Genomic DNA, 26092 nt, shown 5'->3' with positions numbered 1-26092 from the left:
CTACAGCCTTTAAAGTAAATTGGTATTGTTGATGGAGGCCAAACAATCTTCCAAAGAGTTTTCCCAATGTTTGATTTCGACTTTATACGACTTCTCAATTTTATCCAAACAAAAAGTACTTCGAGTCGGTCTTTTGGCCGGTGTTGGATAGTCTTTAGTTGGGATTGGATTCAGTGTGATCTTTGATTGAGAAATTTCTGCAATTTTTTGTGCAAAATGATACCAAGTGGTTTCCGGGTAGTTGGAATAATGGAAAGTTCCGTATTCTTTTTTGTCCGATTGGATGATTTGCAGGATGGCTTCTGCCAAATCGTTGGCATTGGTGGGCTGTCCGAATTGATCGTTTACAATATTCAGTTCTTTTTTTTGATCGAACAAAGTCAGCATGGTTTTAACAAAATTTTTATTGAATTCTGAATACAACCAAGAAGTTCTGATGATGATGGTTTTAGGATTTTCTGCCAAAGCCAATTCTTCGCCCAAGAGCTTGGATTGTCCATAAACACCGAGGGGATTGGTAAAATCGTCTTCTGAATAGTCCAAATTGGTATCGCCGTCGAAAACATAGTCGGTAGAAATATGAATGAGCGTTGTATGGTGCGACTTGCAAACTTTTGCCAAACCTTCTATGGCATAAGCATTGATGGCAAAAGCTTTTTCTTGCTCCTCTTCGGCTTTATCCACCGCGGTATACGCTGCTGCGTTGATGCAATATTGAGGTTTGATCTCCGAGAAAGCCTCCTCCAGATCGTCTTCATTGGTAATGTCCAATTCTGTTGCGTTTCTAAAGAAGAATTCTGAATCTGGAAATTGGTCTGCAATTTTCTGTAAGCATTTTCCCAATTGTCCATTAGATCCTGTTACGAGTATTTTCATGTCTGTTTAATCTTGTTTTTTATTATTTAATCTGAGTTGATGCACTCGGTCCGAAAAATTTTGTTGGTCCAACTCAAAAAGATGTTTTTGGAAGAGATCTTTAGACTCTTGAGGCATATTTTCGGATTTTCTGGTTTTCATGTTGAAATATATGGTAGAAATCCACAAAACGGCGTGGGTTGTTTGCCCGTCCAGAGAGGTCATGGTGATTTCAACCTTAGAAGTTCTGTCATTTAGTTCGATCAATTTACTAGAAATGATCACGGTATTGTTGTACCGAACCTCACGAAGATAGGCAATCTCGTTTTGAATGGCGATCCAGGTATAACCTGTTTTGCGGGTATATTCTTCGTAAGTAAAACCAAATTGCTCCTCAACATGGTCTTCTCGGGCATTGAGCATGTACTCCAAATATTTCACATTGTTGAGATGTCCAATAGGATCGCAATCGGCGAAACGAATTTTAGCTCGTGTTGAAACTTCTTTTAACATGGGTACAAAAATAAAAAAACCACCCAATAAAAAGGTGGTTTTAGAATAAGTTTTAAAAGGAATGGATTATTTAATTCCCAATTCTTTTTTCACATCCGGTGTAGCATCTACACCTGCGTGGTAAATTAAGGATTGAGTATCCAAAATATAATCCCAAAGGTTGGCTTTAGCCACTTTGGCAATTGCAGCGTTCAGTTTATCAACAACAGGCTTTAGAAGAGTTTCTCTTTTTTTCAACAAGTCTGCTTGAGCTGTTGTTGCCATTTGCTGAAGATTTTGCTGTGTTTTACCCAATTCTGCTTCTTTAGCACTTCTCTGTGCTTCTGTCATTTTAGGAGCTTCATCTTGGTATTTTTTCACATCAGCTTGCCATGCATCTGCCAACTTTTTGATTTCTGCTTCTTTGGTTTTACTGAAAGTATCCAAATCTGTTGATACTTTTTTAGCTTCTGGCATTAGTGCAAGTACTTCTTGATAATCCATGTGAGCTAATTTTTGTTGAGCACTTGCAGTTCCTACAGCTACGAACATCATTACCGCTGCAAATAATACACTAAGTCTTTTCATAATATGAATAAAAAATTAATTGGTTACAAATATAATGTGAAAGTTGTTATCTTTCTCTTTCTGTTGATTTTTTTTCTTTTTCTTTCTTTTTCTTGGATGCGGCATCGCCTTTTAACAAGAAGTCCAACACTTTGTCGGTATAGTCAAATCTTTTTTGAAGGAAAATGACATTGACATTATTGCTTTTATCAAGAACTATGCCCAAGCCGTTTTTTTCTGAAATGGTTTTGATGGCATTCCAAATTTTGTCTTGAAATGGGATCACCAAATTTTGTCTTAACTGATTGACCTCGCCGTTTGAACTAAATCGAAGACTGGTTGTGGTTCGGATGTTGTTTTCCAGATCCAACACTTCTTTTTCTCTCTGCTTCAATTGGTCACCGATCAGCAAGACTTTTTCGTTCTCAAAAGCGGATTTTTTCTTTTTATATTCGGCTTCTAAGTTTTGCAAATTGGTTTGCCAAGTGGTGATTTGAGCATTCAATCTTCCTTCAGCTTCCTTATATTCCGGAATTTTATTCAGGATATATTCGGTATCGACCACTCCAATTTTTTGGGCGCTCACCGTAGAAAAAACGGTAAGTGATGCTAAAACGATGAAAGATTTTAAAGTTTTCATAATCAAATGTTATAACGATTGGTTCATTAGGAAGTGGGTTTTCCAACCGGCAGGTTCGTTGCTGTAAAGCGTCTTGTCGAAACCGTAAGCAAAATCAAATCCAATAAGTCCGAATGCTCCCATGTACACTCTGATCCCTACCCCAGCCGATCTTTTTAATTGGAATGGGTTATACCCGGACCAAGAGTTCCAAACATTTCCTCCTTCAACAAAAGAAAGTGCGTAGATTTTTGCCGTTTGGTTCAGAGAGATCGGATATCTAAGCTCCAAAGAGAAACGATTGTAGATGGTACCACCTCCAGATTGTGTAATGTCCTCCATGGTACCTCCGGTGGTTGATGCGTTTTCGTACCCTCTCAATGGGATCAATTCTCTACCGTCGTAACGGCCACCGAAAAGTCCAGTCCCACCAACATAGAATCGCTCAAATGGTGGCGCTCCCAATTCGCTGTTCAGTCCGCTAAGGAAGCCCATTTCGCCCGTTGTTCTTAGCACCAACTTTCCGATAAGTTGATTGTAAGTGTCGGCTTTGAATTTAATTTTATAAAATTCCAACCATTTGTACTTATCAATTGGCGACATGGTCGAGTAATCTTTCTTAGAAAACAAAGAATACGGAGGCGTAATTTTTAATGAAGCTTCAATATTGGAACCTTCGGTAGGGAAAATTGGATCGTATCCCGCAGAATTTCTGCTTAAACCAAGGTTCAAACTGAAATTATTGGCCGTACCGTTGTACTCTACGGTATTTCCAAAGTTGAACGGATAATTATTAAAATTATACGATTGGAATTGCAGACCTGTGTACAAAGAGAAATAATCATCTGGCCATTTCAATAGTCTGTTGAGACCTGCACTGGCAGAGAAAATATTAAGTTTCTGAGCACTTCCGTTATAGTCTTTGTAGTTTACTAAAGATTGATTAACACTCACCGTAAGTGCAGTTGGTTTGGTACCAAACAACCACGGCTCTGTAAATGATAAACCGTAATTTTGGAAATAAACCCCCGCTTGCGCTTGTATGGAAAGTGTCTGACCATCTCCTTGCGGTACCGGTTTGAAATCTTTGAACTTCAAGAAATTTCTCAAAGAAAAGTTATTAAATGTAAGTCCCAAGGTTCCGATAAAAGAGTTTCCTCCATAACCGGCTTGCAACTGTACTTGTGACGACCCTTTTTCTACCAATCCCCAGTTAACATCTACCGTGTTGTCTTGTGGATTTGGGTTAATATCGTATTTAATTTGTTGAGGATCAAAAAACTGCATGGAAGCCAGATCAAAATAGGTTCTCTTGATGTCTCCTTTTCTGAAAAGTGCTCCTGGTTTTGTTCTCAAAGAACGAAGTACCACATGGTCGTGAGTGGTGGTGTTTCCGCTCCAGGTTACATGGTTCCAGCTGGCTTTTTCGCCTTCATTAATACGCACTTCCAGATTAATGGAGTCTCCAGAAACCGATTTTTCAACCGGAGTTACGGAAGAAAACAGGTAACCGTTGTTCATGTACACGGATTTGATGTCGGAATCGTCTTCTTTTCCGCCATCTTCACCTACTTTTTTATTGAAACCTACAGCATCGTAGATGTCTCCTTTCTTATAACCTAAAATTTTCTCTAGAGCCTCGGTAGAATAGGCTGTGTTCCCTACAAAACTGATGTCTCCGATGTAGTATTTTTTCCCTTCGTTCAGTTTAACATCGATATCAAAATTGTTCTTTTTGTTTCTATATACCGAATCCGAAACTATGGTAGCATCTCTAAAACCAAGAGAGTTGTAGTAGTTGATGAGATTGTCTTTATCTTCTTCGTATTTTTCACGAATAAATTTGGACGATTTCAAAATTCCTCCGATACCAAATCTTTTTTCTTTGGTTTCTTTAAAGGCTTTACTTTTCAGCTTTTTGCTAGAAACTTCTTTGTTTCCTTCGAAAGTAATGCGATCGATTTTTATTCTTTTCCCTTTATCCAAATTAATGGTCCAATCGACCATTTCTGGATTTTGTGCATTGGGCTTTTCGGAGATGCTGATTTTGGCATCGGCATATCCTTTTTTTACATAATCTTTAGGAACATTAATTTTCAAATTCGACACCAAGTCTTGGGTAATTTTGACACCCGGTTTCAGCTTACTGTCTTTGATGAGCTTTTCATTTTTAGATTTCCCGATGCCTTTTCCTTCAAATTTTACTTCGCCCAATTCTTTAAGATCTTGAAGGTGAAATTTCAGGATGATATTTTCTCCATCAATACTCTGAACATAAACTTCGACTTCTGAAAAAGATTGTGTGTCCCAAAGTTTTTTGATGGCATTGGAAACTTTTGAGCCGGGTATTTCCACACTTTCTCCTTTATTAAGACCTGTAAATCTAAGGATTTGTGTTGGGGTATATTTTTTAACACCATCGACAACGATGTCTTTTAAAAAGTATTTACCCGATTGAGCCTGAGTATAGACCGGCTGATCGTCCTTATTGCCACTGGGTGGAGTAACTTGGGCATAAAAATGTGCAGATGCCGCAAACATAAGGACAGGTATGAATTTGAACTTCATTATAATGTATTCTGACTGTTTAAAAAAATAATTGAAAATTAGGACAATTGCTCTGTGGTTTTTCCGTATCGTCTTTCGGTATTTTGAAAGTTATGGATGCATTGGAAAAAAACTTCTCTATTGAAATCGGGCCAAAGAATATCCAAGAATTGCATTTCTGCATAGGCTATTTGCCAAAGCAAAAAGTTGCTTACACGCACTTCGCCACTTGTACGAATGAGCAAATCTACTGGTGGGATATTTTTGGTATACAGATGTTGTTCGAAAATGGATTCGTTAATGTCTTCCGGTTGAAGTTCACCTCGTTTCACTTTGTTAGAAATTTGTTTTACCGCATTCAAGATTTCATCTTTTGAACCGTAACTGAGGGCTAATACCAAATTCCCTCTGGTATTGTCTTTCGTAATTTCCATTAAATTGAATAATTGATCTTTGACCAAATTGGGCAATTTGTCAATATCTCCAATAACATGAAGCCTAAGGCCTTTATTAAAAATATCTTCGGCTTCTAAAAGTAAAGTTTCTGAAAGCAAATTCATCAAACTACTAACCTCATCCTTTGGCCGATTCCAATTTTCAGAGGAAAAGGTATAAAGGGTGAGGTAAGGAATATTGATTTCGTTGCATGCATTGATGGCGCTTCTAACGGCATCTATTGCATTTTTATGTCCAAAGGTTCGTTCTTCGCCTTTGGTTTTTGCCCACCTGCCGTTGCCATCCATGATGATGGCTACATGCTGTGGTAATTTTTTTAAATCTAATTTATCTTTAAATGATGACATATTTATATTAATCACAATAACAAGGAGGTCTTCCGAAAGAGTATGACAGACCCAAAGTCACACTGTTGACCCAATCTTTGGATCGTATATCGCCTACCGTTCTTTCGTTAATGAAATACTCTTCTCTTTCTTTTGAAACATTGAAATATGGAGACGATAACAACAAGGATCTTCCGGTTGTAGGATCTACAATATCTCCATTATAGCTGGATTTGATATCTTTGGATATCAGTTTACTATAATCCAATTGATCTGAGATGGTAGGACTGAACATCATTTCTCCGAACAACGCCCAATTGTTATTAAATTTATATTTTAAACCTATACCAAAAGGGATGTGCATGGTTACCCTTTTTCCGGTTGAATAGCTTGCTGTAGAAACGAAATCAATTTCATTTTGTGGAGCCAAGGCTGCTCCATCGGTATCCCTTCTAAAATCGTGGTTGAGTGTAGCTTGGGTAACATCGAAAACCATACCGCCAATACCTCCGAAAATGTAAGGACTCAGCATGCTTTTTTGTTCGTTGTTCACCGGTAGGAAATTGTATTCGAAAATGGCACTGGCCGACAAAATATTGTTGGTGCCCCACATCTTTCTATTTCTTCTATATTCTTCTTTTGCAAAATTATCATTAAACTGAACATGAGCGTAACTCACATCAAAACGAAGTGTCTGATGGGGGTTGAAATTCATTCTGTACAAACCACCAATCACGCCTGGGAATCCGTAATCTGACATCTTGCTTACACCCATTGGTTTTTGCAACAAAAAACTGGTTTGTCCAATATCTCCAACCAAATTACTCATCCCTGCACGCAAACCGATCTCGTGTCGTTGTGCTTTGAAACCGGCTACAGATACAAAAGCAGCCATTAGGCCATATAATAATTTTTTATTCATAGAAGAAATTGGTTTATGGTTATATTAAATCTTAATTTCTGCAAATATAAAACTTTTTTGCATTAATGAAATTCATAATATGATATTAAATGTTTAGAATTAACAAATTATTCTCATTAACAACGGTCGAATTTTATATTTATTTCCGCGAATTTATTTTAATTTAAAAAAAGTCCCTTTTACAAGGGACTAAATGTATTAATTTTTATTGAATATCTCTCTAAATTTATTTCTAATTTTCAAAAACATAGGTTCTTTATAATCGGCGTCTTCGTCGAAATAACCGTAGCCGTAACCGTAACCGTAGCCATAACCGTAGCCGTAGCCGTAACCGTGTTTGATGTGATAGTCGTTGTAGATCAGTCCAAGATGAGAAATTTCTTTGTCGTGATATTTTTCAGAGATCATCTTAAGCATGTATTTCTCTGTGTATTCATGTCGTACCACATAGACATTGGCGTCGGAAATTTTCATCAACTCATACGAATCGGCTACCAATCCTACAGGAGGCGAGTCGATAATGATGTAATCGTAATCGTTTTTAAGATCCTCGATAAATTTCAAGTTCCTTTCACTCATCAACAATTCTGATGGATTAGGAGGAATTGGACCGGAGGTAACAACGGATAACGATGGAATTTGTGTTGGATTGATGATTTGTTCTTTTGATACTTCACCGGACAAATAATTTGAAACACCGTATTTGTTATCCACTTTAAAATCTCCAAAAATCTTTGGTTTTCTAAGGTCCATCCCCAAGAGTATGGTTTTCTTCCCACTCAACGCTAAAACTGAAGCAATATTTATGGAGATGTATGTTTTACCTTCTCCACTGATGGAAGAGGTTACAAGAATGACTTTAGACTTTTGATCTTCGTTGTGCAAAAACCTCAGATTGGCTCTAACCCCACGAAACGCCTCAGATACTGAAGATTTTGTTTGTTCTAAAACCGTCAAATTGTTATCGTGATTGTTGCTTCCAATAACACCTATTAATGGGATTTTGGTAGCTTTCAACAGTTCTTTTATATTTCTGATTTTATTATCCAAAAATTCTACACCCAAGAAAAATAGCAACGGAATGGCCAATAATGAACCAATAATGGTGTATTTTGTACCTGTAACATTAGGTGCGATAGGACTTTGATTAAGATTCTTTGCTTTATCGATTACATTAATGTCCGATTTGTTACCGGCAACTCGAAGTTGGGTTTCGTTTTGTTTAGAAAGCAAAGAATTGTATGCCGTTTCGATCATGTTATGCCCTCTTTCTACATCCAAATATTTTCTTTGTTTCTCCGGAAAAGATTCCATGCCTTGTTCAACCTCGGCAATTTTTGAATTTAATCTTCCAAGTTCCTGAGCATACATTTGATAGTATTTTCCAAGTGCATTAGATGATCCGCCTCTGGCTTGAGCGATTTGCCTGTTAATTTCTTTGATCGGTTCTGAATTTGGCGTGTAGATACTCGCCATTTCCCTTTTTTTCTCATACAACGCTTTCAGCTCAGACATGGTAGCGGTAAAGATCCCATCATCTATCCCAGCGGCATTCATGCTAATTAATTTGTCTAAATTACTAGATGCAACCGTAGATCGGATGTTGTCCAATGAGTTGATTTTGGTAAGCAAATCTGCCTTCTTGGCATCTAACTCGTTAATTTGTTGTATGGATTTTTCGTCTCTATCTTTGATGTCGTATAGCTTCTCTGTGATTTTCAAAGTATTCAACTTTTCAGCACTCGAGTCTAATTTTTTCCTCATGCCGTTCAAGTTTTCAGCAAGATAAGCTTCGGTATTTTTATCCACTACATTTTGATCTTTCAATCTTTTTTTGATTAATTCATCAACAGAAAAATTAAGAAAATTTACAGTTCCATTTAGGTTATAGCCTTTTTTGGAGATCACCATCATGGAGTTTATTTCTTGATCAAAATCAACACTTAAGGTGTTTATAATTCCATTCACCGCATCGTTTACCGTTGAGAGAGATACAATAATATTTTCAAATACAATAGGTGCCGGATTTGGGTTTTTCGTTAATTTGAATTTCAGAATTGGAGACTCATACCATTCGCCTACGGTAATGATTTTGTTTTCCGGTTTTTTGTACTTCACTGTTGATTGAAGAGCTTCTGTACTATAATTGTACAAGGATACATAATCTCCCTCTTCTGGAAGTACCACTTCAAAGCGATCTTTACCTTTAGGCATTAATGTAATTGGATAACTCACCAATTGCGCATGGCTTTTATCCACTTCCAACAAAACAGGCGAGTCAAATTTATCCAAATAGGTTTCTTTTAACAGACCTTTGGTTGAATAATTGGTGTATAGGTCCAGCTCCTTCACCAAATATTCATTGTGCGTTCTGGACATCAACAATTTTTTCAGGAGCACTCCATCTTGATTGCCACCTTGTCCCCAAATAAAATTGATGGACTGGTTAGGCGTAAAATAACTTGCTGTATTGTTGGAGATGCTGAGTGTTAGGTTGGATGCATAAACGCGTTGCGCATAATATTTACTATACAAATATGCTATTCCGTATCCCAACAAGCCCATCAGGACAAACCAATACCAACCACCGACTACTCGTCTTAAAAAATGTTCGATATCGAATAAAGAAAATGCCCCAACATGATCTTTATTGGTCGTTTTATTTACTTTTTCAGGTATCATGATTATAGTCGTGTTAAGATTAGATAAATGGACATTACAGTGGTAAGTAGAGAGACTCCTGTGGTAAGTGTCTGTACGGGATCTTTTCCAAAGCCGTTAAGATTTTTGCCTCGAGTATTCAGATAGATTTCATCACCATTTTGTATCCAATAATAGGGTGAGTTCATGACATCTTGTCGGGTTAAGTCCAGTTTTACGATTTTAATACCTTCAGGATATTTTCTATGTATTTCAACAATTTTTCTATCTACCGTACGATTCAGCCCACCGTTGATGGATAACGCTTCGAAAATATTCAGTGTGTTTTTATGAGCAACTTTTTCACCGGTAATCCCAACGGTTTCCACATCACCAACAATGTAATAGGTAATTCCATCGGTATCCAATCTCACTTGAGATTTGCCTTCCATAAAATTCTCGTTTACTTTTTCCTGGATTTCTTTTGTAATCTCTGCCAAAGTTCGGCCTTCGGCTTTTACAAATCCAATTCCCATGATGTTGATCTCTCCATTGGAATCCACTTTCAAACCGTTAAAATAGAAATGAGTATTTCCAGCAGTGCTGCCGCTACTTCCTTGGCTCGAACTCATCTGGTTAGAAGCAGCTCCTCCCACTGCACCACCTGCAGTTCCGTTGGCAGGCGCATTCAATGACGAATAAAACTGTGCAGCATCACCTTTTGGAGTGGTGACGATATTCAGTTTCAAGATATCGTTTTTAGTCACTCGGTACGGCTGTATGTTGTACGGCACGAGACCCTCTTCGTTCACTACCAAGCTCTCACTTGGTTGGTTGTATCTTACCTCCTTCATGGTTACACAAGACATGCAAAGGGTAGAAAATACGACGATCAGTAAGTAGTTTATATTTTTCATCATACGATATATTTAACAAAAATACTATTTAATTCTATTTTTTTTCATTTTATTCGCCAAATCCGGCAAATAGGCACCAACAAAACCTAAAAAAACAATGATTATCAATAAAATATTCACATTCCAATGTCTCAACACATAGGCAACCGCAACTATCATCAAATAATACAGGATAATGTAAAATGAGGAGCGTCTGTGGGTAAGTCCAAGATTGAGCAATTTATGATGAATGTGATTTTTATCGGCTTCGAAAGGTGATTTTTTATTTTTTAATCGAATGATAATCACATTCAATGTATCAATTATGGGTAAAATTAGAATGGCCACCGCTACTGCCGGTGCGGTTTGTAAGTGATAATAGGTATAATCTACCGTTTGTTTGCTTATAAACAAATCGATAAAACAAATGGCTGTAAATGCCAATAAAAAACCCAAAATCATAGAACCGGTATCGCCCATGAATATTTTATTGTGTCTATAATTGGACAAATTAAAATACAAGAATGCCAAAACACTTCCCATGATAACTACAGAAAGCATGACCAAAGGATAATTAAACTCACCCAAACGATAATAGGAAATACCGAAAAATGCGCTACAGATAAAGGAATAGGACCCTGCCAAACCATCGATCCCATCGATAAGATTAAACGCATTGATGAGAATAATAAAGGTAAAGATGCTTACAAAAACCGACACCCAATATTCTATTTCATACAGTCCAAAAATTCCGAATAAATTTCTGATTCGAACATCTGAGCCTACAACAATCAGGGTAGAAACCACTATTTGAGCCATTAATTTTTTGTATGCCCGCATCACGACAATATCGTCCATCACTCCGATGTAAAGCAAAATAATCAACGAGGCAAATAAGAATTTATACATTACGAAAAGTTCAAATGCAAAAATAGATGCACATATCCCAATGGAATAAAATATAGAAATCCCACCTAAATTTGGAATTTTCCTCAAGTGTGAGCTTCGTCCACCGGGCTCATCCATCAGGTTTTTTCGCTTTGAAATCTTAATAACTGTAGGTATGGAATAATATACGATAGCAAAGGACAGTGCAAAGCTCAGTGCGAGTTTTACATAAAAAAAGGGCAAACCCAATTCGTTAAAAAAATTTCCTATTGTTATCATAGTTTTCTACCACAAAGCATTTTGATATCGATCGGATGTAAAGCTACCTCTGAAACCGTTTCCGTTTCCGAAATAGAAAAACATCATCGAAAAATAAGTCATAAACCCTAAATATAAAATCTGCCTAAATCGATCTTGAACGGCGTAAACGATATTGGGCAAACAAAACATGGCCACAAAGAACATATAAGCACCCGGCAATCGTACTGCAAAAATTTCGTTGGCTCTAAAAAAATAAAATAAAGCCATGCCAAATACCGCAAGATTTCTCATGTATTCATAATACCAAACCTCATCGCAGCCTTTTTTATCAAATCGAATTAGGATAACAATCCAAACTAATTTCACCAAGTCATTCAAACCGGTTTCCACTTCCGTACCGTAGTATCTATCGTCCAAATAACCGGTATAAGCCCCGGAAATATCCTGAGGAGCCACGGAAGAAAACAACTCCCCTCCAAAACGGTACAATTCTAACGGAGAAGAAAGAAGAGCTATAACAAGCACCCAGAAAATACGAGTCGAATTCATGGGAATACGAACCAACCAATACGCCGGAATAAAGACGATACTCGTCTTATGAAATGCCAATGCAAAATACATCATCACCAAGTAATTGAACAACTCTCGACTTTTAATGTACTTGAAGGAATAGACACAAATTGCAATCCCAATCCCCTGCCTCATCTGTCCACTGTCTTCGAAAAACATGATGGGCATAAAATAAAACAACATCGCCAAAGCAGGAAATTCAACATTTTGATAAATGGCCGAAAACTTCAAACTCATGGCGATTACAGCCATAATAAAAGTGACGATATAGAAAGGAAAACCAAGATTGAGTACCACCTTATTGATCAAAACAAAAAGCCACTCAATCTCGAGTTGGCTATTTCCGAAAAGGGCCTTTTCCCAAACATCGGAATAGTTGACATAAATGGAAAAATCGGTAAAAAGTTGTTTGTAAACTGGGTAATCTGCACCTACATTAATCCTAAAACCCACAGCAACAACCATCAACACCCCAGCAATCCACACAAAAATGGGCTGCTTCTTCTCCAGACGGAACACTTCATAGTAACTCGCTACCGCAAGAAATAGAAATATTACGATGAAAATCGGATGTAGAATATGCATCGATAGAACTGTGTTTTTGTTATTTTAATAATTTCTTCAGCATGTTACCCAACCCGAAAAAATACATTAAATAGTAAATTTTTTTTCCTAAAGACAAATATAAGAGATAATTCTTTCCAAACCTCGTAAATGTTAATATTTCTTTAAGATTAATTTGATTTTCTTTAACAAAACCTTTCAGTTCGCTTGACATTTTTTTGTAGGTCGAAGGGTCTTTTACAAAAGCCAAATACGCCAAAAAGGTATAGACCCCTTCCAAAATTTGGAAATTTTTCATTCCCGACAAATGATGCTTGTACCGAGAGTTTCTGAATGCCAAGCCAACGGCATCAACAGCAGAAAGAATATCCAAACCTTTTTCTGTATGGGTTTTTGAAATAGAGCCACTACGCACCAAATAGTGATAATGATAGTTTTGTGTCTGCGCCAAAGTCGTACAGTTCAACAACAATTGCGGGATCAATTCGATGTCTTCAAAATGAATACCTTTTTTGAACCTCATCCCCTCAAACAAGGATTTTTTGAACAATTTATTGCAGGCAAAATAACTGATATCCGAAAAGACTGAAAAATGAGTTTCCAAGTCAATTTTTTCTGGCATATTGGGGATTTGTGTCAATTTTTGAAGAACCGCTCCAGCATCATTAACCTTTTGAAGATTACAAATTACCATTTCGGCACGATGTTTTTGCGAAAGAAAATACATCTCTTCAAACATGGTTTGGGACACCCAGTCGTCGCTATCCACAAAACCTATAAAATCTCCACTTGCACGATCCAGCCCATAATTTCTGGCATCGCTCAACCCTCCATTTTCTTTTTGAAAGGCTCTAATTTTTTTCGGGAAATCAGATGCAAACTTATCGATAATCCTCTGAGAACCATCGGTAGAACCGTCATTCACAACAATAATTTCTATTTCTTCCAGAGATTGCCTCACCAAAGAACGAAGGCATTTTTCCAGAAACCCCTCAACATTGTACACCGGAACGATGATAGAAACTTTCACCATAAAATACAGATTATTTTAAAAATCGTTGGTTGAGATAGCCTTTTTTTGCAAGATTAAAATCTTCTCGGGTACACGGAATTTCTTTGGCCGTATATTCATCCACAAAATACCACAAATCAGAGAACACATCTCTTCTGAAAAGAATTTTCTTATCCCCCAAAGCAACAATATACGACTCTTTTTGTCGTTCTTTTGGATGGGAATTTTGAATGCCAATACCGTCCAAAAGATACCAAAGCATCTGGGCTAAAAGTTGAATATTGAGAACCTCATCTTCATCATAATAAATATTGAATACTCCAACTCCTTTCAGATTACTACTAAGCCCAACCTCCTTCATGTAAGCACAAATCTCCCTTTTGTTCAGTCCATTAATCTGAGGGTGAAGCGAAAAATTCCCTATTGTCGTTTCCACAGCATCGCAATTGAGAGTGACCAAATCGGCATTCCTAAAATAGGGTTCTGATTTTTCTGTCGTATTCATCATATTGGCGAGTGGCACCACTTCGAAATCAACATGCTTTAGCAACTTTATGGATTCTGGATCCACATAATGCCTTTGCAGTCCCAAAAAATTAAATTGCCCGATGCCAAAATCCGGTGTTGACAAAATATGAGACAAATAATTCTTTTCAGAAATCACTCCTTCGTCATTCAACAAAGAAATTGAATTTGAAATATGGGTGTAGTTTATATTTTTACACTCAGCATTCAGAGCAGAAAACATGGAATAAGAAAAATCAATACCGCCACCAATCACTACCGGAATAGCACCAACCTGATGACAGTAAAGCAGAAGTTCTTGCAAGATATAATGAGTATCCTGCAAGGTAGTTCCGGAAATCAGATCGCCCAAATCATGGATTCTCAAACTCAGATCGCCTTTTGACAATTTGTACAACTTCTTTCTGAATTTAAAAAAATTCTGACTTTCGGCATGGTATCCAGCTCCCCGATTGTCGGAAACAAAAACCAACACGACGACCCCTTTTTCAATTTCCGAAACCATCAAACTTCCCAATTGCCAAGGTTCAACATTAATGGATTGAGGCGGAATTACAAAATCTTCAAAATTCATATTGGGAAAGTTTTAACATAAAAACAAACATACAAAAAAAGGCACAAAAATTTGTGCCTTTGACGGATTAGTACTTAAAAATACTAATTTTTAATAATTTTTTTCACCTCTGCATTGCCATTAGACTTGATCACCTTCAGAAGATACACTCCATTTTGAAGATGAGCCGCCTGAATCTTACCTTCTTTTACCTCGCCGGAATAAACCAATTTACCGGACATATCGTACATTTCGAAAGATTTTATTTTCTCATTTTTAATGTTAATCTCAGAGTGGAAAGGGTTTGGATATACCTCCAACACATCATGATCTCCGTTGACATCGTTCGTCCCTAAAGTTCCTGGATTATTCCCAGTTGGTATAGACGCAACCGGCACACCCAGCAAGCGACTTTCATCTTTTGCACATCGAACACCCATGGCAGCCTGAGGATAAACCCCTGTTGCCGTTTGCATTTTGTTATTCGAATTTTGGAACTGCATGGCCAAAGCATAGCCCGTTCTCATATCTGCCAAAGATGATGTCCAAACTCCGGCTCTATCATAACTGATGGTTTTCCCACCCAATTCGCCACGAATACCATCGTTGGCATAGTTGCCAATTTTATACGCTGAGTTTTGGAAAGACCAACCTCTACCGTTCACATTTTCTCCCAAATAAGAAGAAGCAACATCATACCATTGATCTTGGATGATTCCCGGTTTTCCGGTTGCATCGTTTTTATATCCATTGTACCAAGGAGAATTTCCTTTGGAACCAGAGTACAAATTGGTAAAAGAAACATCCGGCACCCTCCAACCTTGTGGACAAGGGTCATAAACGGATTTAGCCGTTGCATGCCCCCATCTTTCCTGAGCCTGAGCACGATCCGAAGACACCCAATCTCTCACCTGAGCAAGATCGTTGGAATAATGATTCCCTCCATTGTACAAGGTCCCTGTCCCGGTTTGGTAAAGAAATTTTTGAGGATTCTTCACCGAATACAAAATACTCGCTCTTGTTTTCTCGAAAGCCGTTCCGTTATTTGCAGCATAATTTGCAAACGGCACAGCCATGGTATTTTCATACGCATCCGGAGTCATGGCGGTATAATTGATGATCCCGTTTAGAGATGAGTTTTCCGAACCCAGATATAACAATTGCGTTGTTGCACCTCTCTTATTGAACGCAGGAATGGCATCTTTTCTTCCCCACTGGAAATGCAATCCTTGAGCTTGATCTGCAGCATCTTGGTTAAACTGTGAAGGCATCACCTCTTGAGCTCCTAGATTTCTATCCATAAAAGTGGTTACCAAAGGCGGCAAGGTACTCTTCGTTGGATTCACAAAATTATATTGAGAAGTCAAATTGGCTTCTGTGAGGTACGAAACTGTATTGGTCGTTGGATTTCCGTTCGGAACCCAAATCAACCAGCTCCAATATGCATCGGTACCGGTATCTCCGTTGTGCAAAGAGATCACCGCATTTCCTTTTTGATTCGGGTTAAGCTGTACCACAATATTTGCATCTCTAGCATCTCCTGAAGTCTGAACAATTTGAATACTTTGGATTAATCCTGGGTTTGTGGACCACAAAACTTTAGAAACCAAATTATCTGAGTTCAGCATTTCGTTATTGCTCAACATTTGATTGTACACAGAAAACGCCTTACTCACAGGAATTGTTACCGTACCACCGTCTGTCGCTATATACGAGTTCGGGTTATTCAGTCCTTTTGTATAATTTTCTCTTGCATCTGCAAAATATTCAGTGGTAAAATTTCCTATTTTCAACAAATTAGGATCTTTCATACAACGGATCGAGTTCCCCGCTTTGGTTGGGTTGGTCTGATTGTTATACAAAGCGTGCAATCCTACTGCCGTATTGTTTCTTAAATTATCCGAAATCATTGAAAACAAACGAGCTCCATCATATCCATAAGTAGCACTCCAAAGCCCTGTAACAGCGCCTTGATCTTGGAAAGTTATACCTACCGCAGCATTAGGAGCCGAGGTGTTGGGATAATAAACATAAACACCAGAAACCGGTACTTGACCCAAATTTCTTCCACCTCCATCGGCTTGTTCAAAATCAATTCCTAAACCTGGATATACCTTTACACCATTCAGCTGAGCATTTTGTGCATCTGGAAACAGTTGTCTGAATGAAATATTGGCATCACTATTGTTCCAGTCTTTTCTACCAAAAAATGAAAGGTTATTGTTTTGAGTTTCACGACCGTAATACGAAGGAATTCTCCATCCGTTAGGACATGGATCCAATTCGGATTTCAACTCATAAGAGCGGCTTTCATTTTTCAAAGTTGTACTAGAACTGTTGGCATTAGAATTTCCACCTTTAGCATTGTCGGCCCAAAGATCCCAAGTGGTATAATTAGGACTCGTCCCTGCTACTTTATAGCGACTGTTAGAGAACCAATTGCCCGTTGCATCGGTATTGATGATGTAGGTCAACGGATTTCTGACGGCATCTTGAATATTTTTTTCAATTTCATTGAACTCTCTTTGTTTTACAGGAATGGTATTGGTTGCATCAATCTGTTTGTGTCTTAACACTCCTACTTCTCCAGAAATTTCATAAAAATCATTGTCTTTGTACACCAATCCAGGGAACGGATCTTTACGACCCCACTGATAAAGCAACCCACCGGATTTTTGCCAATCGTCGCCTAAAAATCCTGCAGCGCCTGCACCTAAATTCCTATCCATGTACTGCACAGCAAAAGGTTGCATATCCGCATTGGTTTCGAATCCTTGGTTGTAGACAATTCCATTGTCAGGATTGTCGGTTACCCAAACATGCCAGCTCCAATACACTTGTCCATCGACCTTGAACGCAATTACAGCATTTCCTTTACCTTTAGATTTTCTAATTTGCACTTTAATTTTCGACTGATCGGGAGTTGCACCCATCACAATTTCAGCGTTCGAAATAAGTCCTGGATTGTCCTCCCAGAAGACCGATGCCGATAAAGTACCTGCAGGAATTAGCGTAGACACACCATTGGTTTTTAGATAAGCATAGTTAGCCCACATTTCATACGCCTTCTTTACCGGAATGTAAAGACCACCGTAATTGTTAGACTGTGCTAAATCCGTGTCGTAAATGTAACTGTTGGGAGACCTCTTAAAATCGAGGGTTTGAGCAGAAAGCTCCAGGCTTGCCAAAGCAAGCATTACTACTATTTTCTTCATTGGTTAAAAATTTTATTATTTGTTAATAATAAATTTTTTAACATCAATTATGTGTTCGGCAAAAATATAAATTATTTCAACACTACAATGATAAATAATTATTTTTAATAAATCAAGAATTTATTGCTAAATATTTTGTGAATTAAACCAAATTAACAGTTTAGAATCAAATTTAAACAAAATTTTAAACCAATTCAACAAACTCACTATGTTGATATTTTTAATCATTTACTAGAATATGATAAATGTCATTAATTTACAAAGGAACAATCTCCTATTAAAAATAATAATTTTAACAAACCGCACAACAATCGATCAATAGCGGCACAAACCCTAATTCCATATAAAATATTCAACAATATCGAACAATAAGAATATAGACCACATCAAAAAATCAATATCAAACGAAACAAAACACCTGTTGCCAATAGAAACCATTTAACAACTTTGATTTTTTTAATTGATTTCATCCATATCAATCCAATTGAAAAATGAACCAATCCTTAAAACAGATAAAAAAGCACCACTTATTTAGATAAAAAAAGCCACTTGAAAATTACTCTCAAGTGGCTTTTTATAATACTTTTTATTTTCCGGCTTCAATCCATTTTTTCACAACCTCTAGACTCACCTCTTTTAATTCTTCAGCAATGTATTTTTCACCATCGTCCTTTTTAGGGATTTTGATCATCTTTTTACCTGCTTTAATAAAAGGTCCCCATCTTCCGTTTTCAATAGAAATCTTTTCTTTTTCCCATTGTTGGATGTATCGGTTGTTTTCTTTTTCAATTTTTGCGGCTATCAGCTCATGCATTTCATCTACCGTAAGATTCTCGAAATCGTATTTCTTAGGGACATTTACATACAAATCTTTGTACTTAATAAACGGACCAAACCTTCCGGATCCTTTTGTAACAGGCTCGCCTTTGTAACTTGCAACCGGAGCATCGGCTTTTTGTTTTTCTTTTATGAAATTTTCCGCAATTTCTTGTGTCACCGAAAAAGGATCTGTTGCACGACCAATAGAAATAAAGGCGTCGCCCCATTTCACATACGGCCCGTAACGACCAACACCAACAGACACTGCTTTCCCATCGTATTCTTGCAAATCAAAAGGAATCTTAAACAAGTCCAAAGCTTCCTCGAATGTTATGGTTGCAATATTTTGAGTGGTTAGCAACGATGCAAAAGATGGTTTTTCCTCATCATCTATTTCACCAATTTGTATCATGGGACCATATCGGCCAATTCTCGCATAGACATTCTTCCCCGTTTTGGGATCAATGCCCAGTTTTCGCTCACCGGTTGCACGATCTGCATGCTCTTCTACATCCTGGATAATGGGGTGGAAATTATCATAAAACCCTTTCAACACCTGCTTCCACTCCTCAGCTCCACTGGCAATATGGTCAAAATCCTGTTCAACTTTTGCGGTAAATCCATAATCCAAAACCTCATTAAAATTGGAAATAAGAAAGTCATTCACCACTTCACCAATATCGGTTGGGACAAATTTATTTTTGTCTCCCCCAAATTTATCTACAATTATTTCCTTCTTCAATTCCTTTTTACCAAGAGTCATCTTTACAATTTCTCTTTCCTGCGGAACCAACTCACGCTTGTCCACATATTCTCGATTTTGTATCGTCTGAATGGTAGGCGCATAGGTAGAAGGACGACCAATACCCAATTCCTCTAATTTCTTCACCAATCCCGCTTCGGTATATCGAGCCGATGGCTTGGTAAATTTTTCGGTGGCTGTAATTTTTTTATATTCCAAAACCTCTCCCACAGTCACTTTAGGCAAAAGTTTATCGTTGCTTTCCTCCTCTTCACCTTCATTTTTTGTAACGCCATATACCTTTAGAAAACCGTCAAAAACAATCACCTCTCCTTGAGCTTCAAAACTCTGTGGCAATGTAGGATTCCCTATTTCAATGACCGTTTTTTCGATTTCGGCATTGGACATTTGCGATGCCAAAGTTCTTTTGTAGATCAGTTGATACAACTTGTTCAGCTGCACATCACCAATAGACTTTACTGAAAAATCAGTTGGCCTAATCGCTTCGTGAGCTTCTTGTGCTGCTGCCGATTTGGTGGTATAATTTCTAGGTTTAGAATATTTTTCGCCAAACTCCGATACAATATGAGATTTTGCCGCATCTATCGCATCTTTTGAAAGGTTGACCGAGTCCGTTCTCATATAAGTAATGAACCCCTCTTCGTACAACCTCTGAGCCACCCTCATTGTGGTTGTCACGCCATAACCCAATCGGTTAGAAGCCTCTTGCTGAAGCGTGGATGTCGTAAAAGGAGCCGACGCCGTTCTCGTTCCGGGTTTCAATTCGACATTTTGAACTTTAAATTCTGTATTTTTTGATAGGTTTAAAAAATCTTCAGCTTCCTTTTCAGTTTTGAAATCTTTTTTCAGTTTAGCTGCAAGTTCCTTTTTCTCAGCATTTTGAAAAACACCATCCACCTTATATGAAGCCGTAGGCTTGAATTGTCGGATTTCCTGCTCTCTTTCCACAATCAATCGAACAGCCACGGACTGAACCCTACCTGCAGACAGTCCCGTTTTAACTTTTTTCCAAAGCACAGGTGACATTTCAAAACCAACTATCCTGTCCAACACCCTTCTGGCTTGTTGAGCATTAACAAGATTCTGATCTATATCTCTAGGATTTTCAACCGCTTTTAGGATTGCATTTTTTGTAATCTCATGAAAAACGATTCTTTTGGTATTTTCCGGTTTCAATTTCAGCTCTTGAGCCAAATGCCATGCAATAGCTTCTCCTTCGCGGTCTTCATCGGAAGCCAACCAAACCATTTCTGCTTTTTTCGCAGCGGCCTTTAGTTCGGCCACCAACTTTTTTTTATCGGTTGAGACTTCATAATCTGGAGAGAAAGAAGACAGGTCTATACCCATTCCTTTTTTTGGTAAATCTCGTATGTGTCCAAAGCTGGATTTTACTTCAAAATCAGATCCTAAAAACTTTTGGATGGTTTTTGCTTTTGCCGGGGACTCTACGATTACTAAATTTTTAGACATGCTTCAAAATTTTTGCAAAAGTAGATGTTTTTTTTGATACACAAATTTTAAGCTTATTTTTTAAAAAAATAGGAATAAGCAATCTTGCGCTTTTAACCTAAAAATAAAAGTCTATTTTTGCCGTTTCAAAATAAAATTCCGTTATAAAAAGAGCATTACACTATCCACGAATACTTTACAGATACTTCCGCATCAAAGGGTGGAAGCGTTTTTTGACTGAAAATATCTTGGAAAGCGGAGGCAGCAACAAAACCAAAGCCTTGTCCATCTCGTGCGGACTTTTGGTTGGTGTAACGCCATTCTATGGGTTTCATACTTTTATTGTTATATTTTTGGCCAGCGTTTTTAGGCTCAACAAGGTCATATCATTTTTATTCACCAGAATTTCCATACCGCCACTTTTCCCCTTTATTGTTGCCGCAGCACTTTTGATCGGATCTCCTTTCGTGGATCGCCCAACTTTGGATGGTGGGAACGAATTTTCTCTTTCTTTTTTTAAAGAACACCTCTATCAATATATAATTGGGACCAGCCTTTTAGGAATCGGACTTGCCGTTGTAGGAGGTTTTTCTTCGTATTTCATCTTAGAATACAAATCAAAAAAAACAAATCGATAGTTAGACTAAATAACTACGATTGGTTGTTTGGTTCTTTTCAAAATTTTAACTTTGTAGAATGAACTATTTAGAAGCACTACAACAGCGATATTCTGTTAAAAAATTTGACCCAAACAAGATCATTCCCAAAGAACATGTCGAGAACATTTTACAGGCCGGGAAGCTCTCAGCAAGTTCATTAGGACTGCAACCGTACAGGGTTATCGTGGTTGAAAGTTCCGAAGCGAAATCAAAACTCGTCCCTGCATTTTACAACCCTTCTCAAATTTCGACCTGCTCTCATCTTTTGGTTATCGTAAGTAAAAAGGGAATTGATGAGCAGTACATCAACGGATACTTTAGACAGATCAACGAAATCAGAAAAACTCCACTTCAACAATTGGAGTCGTTCAGAAAAAGCATCCATACGCATATTGAGAACAACAGTTCGGCTGAAATCATGAATTGGAACGAAAAACAAGGTTATATATTATTAAGCAATTTAATGTTTGCTGCCGCCTTAGAAGGTGTAGACACTTGCCCCATGGAAGGTTTCCGACAAGAAATATTGGAGGATTTATTAGACATCGATACCGATCATGAGAAAATAACCGTTACTTTGTCTTTGGGCTTCAGGTCTTTGGATGATGATTTTCAGCACATGAAGAAAGTAAGAAAAAACGACGACGAGATGTTCAACTTCATCTAAACCTACCTTCATTAAAACAAAAAACATCTTTCGACTTGAAAGATGTTTTTTTTGTGTATAATGCAATCGGAAAAGAATTATTTATTCATTTCTCTGATGTACTTTTCTATAGCCATGGTCATGCTTGGCGTTTCTTTGGTTGGCGCCATAACATCCACACGGAAACCGACATCTTCCAAAGCCTTTTGGGTATTGGCTCCGAAGACACAAATTTTCATATTGTCTTGCTTGAAATTTTTAAAATTATGTTGCAAAGATTTAATTTCTTGTGGACTAAAAAACACCAACATATCAAAATCATTGATCTTGATATCATTCAAATCCGAACTTACCGTTCTGTACATAATCGCACGAGTCCAGTCAATTCCAGATTTATCCAAAACCGAAGAGATGCTTTCACTTAGCACATCTGCAGAAGGCAAAAGATATTTCTCGTCCGGATATTTTTTAAACAAAGGAGCAAGATCGGCAAAAGTTTTCTCGCCAAAAGAGATCTTTCTTTTTCTGTAAACAACATGCTTTTGCAAATAATTGGCAATTGCTTCGGACTGACAAATGTACCTCATGGTATCCGGCACAGAAAAGCGCATTTCTTCAGCCAAACGGAAATAATGATCCACAGCATTTTTACTGGTTAGGACCACGCCTGTGAACTGAGAAAGATCAATTTTTTGAGCTCTTAACTCTTTTGCATCAACACCTTCTACATGAATAAAAGGTCTAAACTCGATATTGATTTTTTCCTTTTTTGCAATCTCCAAATATGGAGAGGATTCGCTTGGTTTAGGTTGCGAAACCAAAATGGACTTAATTTTCATCACACTATTTATAGTAAATTCTTCTTATAAAAACAACAATCTCCAAAGCACCCCAATAGGGATAATTTGAAGTGTGCAAATATACAAAATTTTATAGTACCAATCTTCAGGCAATATTGAATTTTTATTAAAACCATAGAAAAATAGCTTAAATACAAAAACAAACACCGCGAAAAACCAATAATATCGCAATACTATGCCATGATCTATACCAAAATAATAATGCACAATATTAATTATCATGATCATTAAAGAAAGAATAAAATAAAACTTGGTGGACACAAAAACCAGTCTAGTCCAGCGATCGCCCTCATTAATGCTCATATAAAAAAGATAAGAGACCAGTGACTTTGACACATAAAAAAGTGTAATTGCAAGCAATGTAAATCCCCATTTATTCAGTTCCCACCCAAAAAGATGATATTGCGAAATTGTTTTTGGCACAACAGGTATATATTGTGAAAGTAATACGGCCATAACCAAGACAAACACCATAGAAACAATAACCCAATTGGCCAACAAATTGGCTCCTTCCGAAATGGGATGAAGAATAAAATCCTTTAAACTGGACTCCCTATTCAGAGAAAGCAACATGAAAACATAAGCAAACAAGCCTATGAGAATAGAGGCGATTACCCAATCGTTATTTTCCGTCCAACGGATGTAATTAATGGTACTAAAAGTAATATACAACGGCGCAGTTTTTGCAAAAGTAGAGAATATTTCAATCTCTTTTAATCTAAAAAAGAGAAATACCTATCTTTGCAGTCGAAAATGAAGAAACTAGTCATCATACCCACCTACAACGAAAAGGAGAATATCGAACCCATCATCTCCGCAGTACTTGGCCTTAACCAAGACTTCCACATCTTGGTTGTGGACGACTCATCGCCGGACGGAACTGCCGATATTGTAAAAACAATCCAAAAAGACCACCCTCACTTCTTACATCTTTCTGTAAGAAAAAATAAGGACGGACTTGGAAAAGCCTACATCCACGGCTTCCAATGGGCTTTGCAAAACGACTACGACTATATTTTCGAAATGGATGCCGACTTTTCGCACAACCCGAAGGACCTCCCTAAACTTTTCGAAGCGTGTACAAAAGCCGACATGGCAGTAGGATCGCGATATTCCACAGGTGTCAATGTGGTTAACTGGCCCATGGGAAGGGTACTCCTATCCTATTTTGCATCAAAATATGTTCGTTTCATTTTGGGCATTCCGGTACACGATACCACGGCAGGATTTGTATGTTTCTCCAGAAAAGTCCTAGAAGAAATTGGCCTGGACAACATCAAACTTAAAGGCTACGGCTTTCAGGTTGAGATAAAATTCAGAACTTACAAAAAGAAATTCAAAATTGTAGAAGTCCCCATCATTTTCACCAACAGAATTTTGGGTGAAAGCAAAATGAACGGGGGCATCATTGGTGAAGCCGTATTTGGAGTCCTCAATTTAAAATTAAAATCCCTATTCGGAAAGTTATGAAAAACTGGGCTTTACTTTTAGTTTTCACAAGTATATTTTCGTGCAATTCTATTTTAGAAAAACCAAAAAATTTAATTTCTAAAGACGAAATGACCCAACTTTTGGTAGAAATGGCGTTGAACGACCAAACCAATTACATCAACCCGAGTGGAAACATGGAAAACGGCGTTCGTTACATCTTGCAAAAACATAAGATAAAAGGAAAGGATTTTACCGACAGTTATGAATATTATATCCTGAACAACGACATACAAGACATCTATCAAGATGCACAAGATATCATTTTAGAAAAAGATCCAAAATCCAAAAAATACATTTTGGAAGCTATGGAAAGAAACAAGAACATCACGACCCAGAAACAGACCTTGCAATAATGAAGCAGAATTTTTTTGAAATAGAAAAAAATACCGAGAGCAAAGCCAGAGCCGGACTGATCACCACCGATCACGGCAGCATACAGACTCCTATTTTTATGCCTGTTGGCACTGTAGCATCGGTAAAAACCGTTCACCAAAGAGAACTGAAAGAAGATATAAAAGCTCAAATTATTTTAGGCAATACCTATCACCTGTACCTAAGGCCTACCATGAACATTATGGAAGAAGCCGGCGGGTTGCATAAATTTATGAATTGGGACTTACCGATCCTGACCGACTCCGGAGGCTTTCAGGTATTCTCTCTTTCCAACACCAGAAAAATGACTGAGGAAGGGGTAAAATTCAAATCGCACATCGATGGAAGTTACCATTTTATTTCGCCCGAAAAATCCATGGAAATCCAAAGACAAATCGGCGGCGATATCTTTATGGCCTTTGACGAATGCACACCCTACCCGTGCGAGTACAACCAAGCAAAAGAATCGATGGAAATGACCCATCGATGGTTAAAAAGATGCATCAAGTGGACGGAAGAAAACCCTGAAATCTACGAACACAAACAACGCCTATTCCCTATCGTGCAAGGATCTACCTTTTCCGATCTTAGAAAAATTTCGGCCGAATTCATCGCCGAACAAAACGCAGAAGGAAATGCCATAGGTGGACTTTCTGTTGGCGAACCAGAAGAAGAAATGTACAGAATAACCAACGAAGTTACCGATATCCTCCCTAAGGAAAAACCAAGATACCTGATGGGTGTGGGTACTCCGTGGAATATTTTGGAAAGCATCGGATTGGGAATCGATATGATGGACTGTGTGATGCCAACCAGAAATGCCAGAAACGCCATGATATTCACTTGGCAAGGCGTTATGAATATGAAAAATGAAAAATGGAAAAAGGACTTCTCACCGCTGGATGAATTCGGGACCAGTTTCGTGGACAAAGAATACTCCAAAGCGTATGTCAGACATCTTTTTGTTTCTAAAGAATATTTGGCCAAACAAATTACATCCATCCACAACCTTGCTTTCTATTTGGATTTGGTAAAAGTCGCTCGAGAACACATCATGGCTGGAGACTTCTACCAATGGAAGGACAGCATTGTCCCAATCTTAAAACAAAGACTCTAAAAAAACTT

Annotated in this window: 22 protein-coding genes; 5 read left to right on the top strand and 17 right to left on the bottom strand. The window is 37.7% G+C overall.

Annotation, left to right across the window (positions count from 1 at the left end; genetic code table 11):
- Window positions 1–9 precede the first annotated feature (9 nt).
- The 15 genes from rfbD to topA form a co-directional block, all read right to left on the bottom strand.
- Window positions 10–876: a dTDP-4-dehydrorhamnose reductase gene (gene rfbD / locus H9Q20_RS07370; RefSeq protein WP_187477396.1), complete on the bottom strand. Its 867-nt coding sequence runs from the start codon at window positions 874–876 to the stop codon at window positions 10–12.
- Between the two features lie 6 nt (window positions 877–882).
- Window positions 883–1368 (bottom strand): acyl-CoA thioesterase, encoded by a 486-nt coding sequence (locus H9Q20_RS07365; RefSeq protein WP_187477395.1) that lies wholly within the window; start codon window positions 1366–1368, stop codon window positions 883–885.
- Between the two features lie 66 nt (window positions 1369–1434).
- Complete coding sequence (locus H9Q20_RS07360) at window positions 1435–1935, bottom strand: OmpH family outer membrane protein (protein WP_124642838.1); 501 nt, start codon at window positions 1933–1935, stop codon at window positions 1435–1437.
- 46 nt (window positions 1936–1981) lie between these two features.
- On the bottom strand, window positions 1982–2554 hold the full coding sequence (locus tag H9Q20_RS07355) for an OmpH family outer membrane protein (protein WP_124642840.1): 573 nt from the start codon (window positions 2552–2554) through the stop codon (window positions 1982–1984).
- A gap of 9 nt (window positions 2555–2563) precedes the next feature.
- Window positions 2564–5101 (bottom strand): outer membrane protein assembly factor, encoded by a 2538-nt coding sequence (locus H9Q20_RS07350; protein ID WP_124642843.1) that lies wholly within the window; start codon window positions 5099–5101, stop codon window positions 2564–2566.
- A 38-nt stretch (window positions 5102–5139) separates the two neighbouring features.
- Entirely contained in the window at window positions 5140–5883 is a 744-nt protein-coding gene (gene uppS, locus H9Q20_RS07345; protein ID WP_124642845.1) for a polyprenyl diphosphate synthase, read from the bottom strand.
- Window positions 5884–5890: 7 nt separating this feature from the next.
- Complete coding sequence (locus H9Q20_RS07340) at window positions 5891–6784, bottom strand: DUF6089 family protein (protein WP_124642847.1); 894 nt, start codon at window positions 6782–6784, stop codon at window positions 5891–5893.
- A 198-nt stretch (window positions 6785–6982) separates the two neighbouring features.
- Window positions 6983–9466 carry an exopolysaccharide transport family protein gene (locus tag H9Q20_RS07335; protein WP_187477394.1) on the bottom strand — a complete coding sequence of 828 codons (2484 nt, stop codon included), beginning with the start codon at window positions 9464–9466 and terminating at the stop codon, window positions 6983–6985.
- A 2-nt stretch (window positions 9467–9468) separates the two neighbouring features.
- The gene (locus tag H9Q20_RS07330; RefSeq protein WP_164472038.1) at window positions 9469–10341 is read right to left on the bottom strand and encodes a polysaccharide biosynthesis/export family protein; all 873 of its coding nucleotides are present in this window, start codon (window positions 10339–10341) and stop codon (window positions 9469–9471) included.
- 24 nt (window positions 10342–10365) lie between these two features.
- The gene (locus H9Q20_RS07325; RefSeq protein WP_124642853.1) at window positions 10366–11487 is read right to left on the bottom strand and encodes a glycosyltransferase family 4 protein; all 1122 of its coding nucleotides are present in this window, start codon (window positions 11485–11487) and stop codon (window positions 10366–10368) included.
- A 6-nt stretch (window positions 11488–11493) separates the two neighbouring features.
- Complete coding sequence (locus H9Q20_RS07320) at window positions 11494–12624, bottom strand: EpsG family protein (protein ID WP_187477393.1); 1131 nt, start codon at window positions 12622–12624, stop codon at window positions 11494–11496.
- A gap of 19 nt (window positions 12625–12643) precedes the next feature.
- Window positions 12644–13636: a glycosyltransferase family 2 protein gene (locus H9Q20_RS07315; protein ID WP_187477392.1), complete on the bottom strand. Its 993-nt coding sequence runs from the start codon at window positions 13634–13636 to the stop codon at window positions 12644–12646.
- A 10-nt stretch (window positions 13637–13646) separates the two neighbouring features.
- On the bottom strand, window positions 13647–14714 hold the full coding sequence (locus H9Q20_RS07310) for an arginase (protein ID WP_187477391.1): 1068 nt from the start codon (window positions 14712–14714) through the stop codon (window positions 13647–13649).
- A gap of 83 nt (window positions 14715–14797) precedes the next feature.
- Window positions 14798–17908 (bottom strand): T9SS type A sorting domain-containing protein, encoded by a 3111-nt coding sequence (locus tag H9Q20_RS07305; RefSeq protein ID WP_187477390.1) that lies wholly within the window; start codon window positions 17906–17908, stop codon window positions 14798–14800.
- 586 nt (window positions 17909–18494) lie between these two features.
- Window positions 18495–20960 (bottom strand): type I DNA topoisomerase, encoded by a 2466-nt coding sequence (gene topA / locus H9Q20_RS07300; RefSeq protein ID WP_187477389.1) that lies wholly within the window; start codon window positions 20958–20960, stop codon window positions 18495–18497.
- A gap of 212 nt (window positions 20961–21172) precedes the next feature.
- On the opposite strand from topA, the gene H9Q20_RS07295 reads away from it, so the two are divergent.
- Together H9Q20_RS07295 and H9Q20_RS07290 are read left to right on the top strand one after the other, a co-directional pair.
- Window positions 21173–21577, top strand: a complete 405-nt coding sequence (locus H9Q20_RS07295) for a DUF2062 domain-containing protein (protein ID WP_187477388.1) — start codon at window positions 21173–21175, stop codon at window positions 21575–21577.
- 58 nt (window positions 21578–21635) lie between these two features.
- A complete protein-coding gene (locus tag H9Q20_RS07290; protein ID WP_187477387.1) occupies window positions 21636–22265 on the top strand; it encodes an NAD(P)H-dependent oxidoreductase in 630 nt (209 codons plus the stop codon).
- 77 nt (window positions 22266–22342) lie between these two features.
- Here H9Q20_RS07290 and H9Q20_RS07285 read toward each other — a convergent pair whose 3' ends face one another.
- On the bottom strand, window positions 22343–23083 hold the full coding sequence (locus tag H9Q20_RS07285; protein WP_124642869.1) for a uroporphyrinogen-III synthase: 741 nt from the start codon (window positions 23081–23083) through the stop codon (window positions 22343–22345).
- Window positions 23084–23107: 24 nt separating this feature from the next.
- Entirely contained in the window at window positions 23108–23776 is a 669-nt protein-coding gene (locus H9Q20_RS07280; protein WP_262385471.1) for a DUF4271 domain-containing protein, read from the bottom strand.
- An 81-nt stretch (window positions 23777–23857) separates the two neighbouring features.
- Between H9Q20_RS07280 and H9Q20_RS07275 the strand changes: the two genes are divergently transcribed.
- Genes H9Q20_RS07275 through tgt form a run of 3 tightly spaced genes read left to right on the top strand, consistent with a single transcriptional unit; the run spans window position 23858 to window position 26084 of the window.
- Window positions 23858–24574: a polyprenol monophosphomannose synthase gene (locus H9Q20_RS07275; RefSeq protein ID WP_187477386.1), complete on the top strand. Its 717-nt coding sequence runs from the start codon at window positions 23858–23860 to the stop codon at window positions 24572–24574.
- On the top strand, window positions 24571–24948 hold the full coding sequence (locus tag H9Q20_RS07270; protein ID WP_124642873.1) for a DUF4296 domain-containing protein: 378 nt from the start codon (window positions 24571–24573) through the stop codon (window positions 24946–24948). Before H9Q20_RS07275 ends, H9Q20_RS07270 begins: the two co-directional genes overlap by 4 nt.
- The gene (tgt, locus tag H9Q20_RS07265) at window positions 24948–26084 is read left to right on the top strand and encodes a tRNA guanosine(34) transglycosylase Tgt (RefSeq protein WP_124642875.1); all 1137 of its coding nucleotides are present in this window, start codon (window positions 24948–24950) and stop codon (window positions 26082–26084) included. The genes H9Q20_RS07270 and tgt overlap by 1 nt, the downstream gene beginning before the upstream one ends.
- The last annotated feature ends 8 nt before the right edge of the window (window positions 26085–26092 follow it).

The organism is Amniculibacterium sp. G2-70 (assembly GCF_014353055.1).
Lineage (GTDB): Bacteria > Bacteroidota > Bacteroidia > Flavobacteriales > Weeksellaceae > Amniculibacterium > Amniculibacterium aquaticum.
The sequence above is the reverse complement of the archived record's forward strand: the minus strand, read 5'-3'. Positions and strand labels throughout refer to the sequence as shown.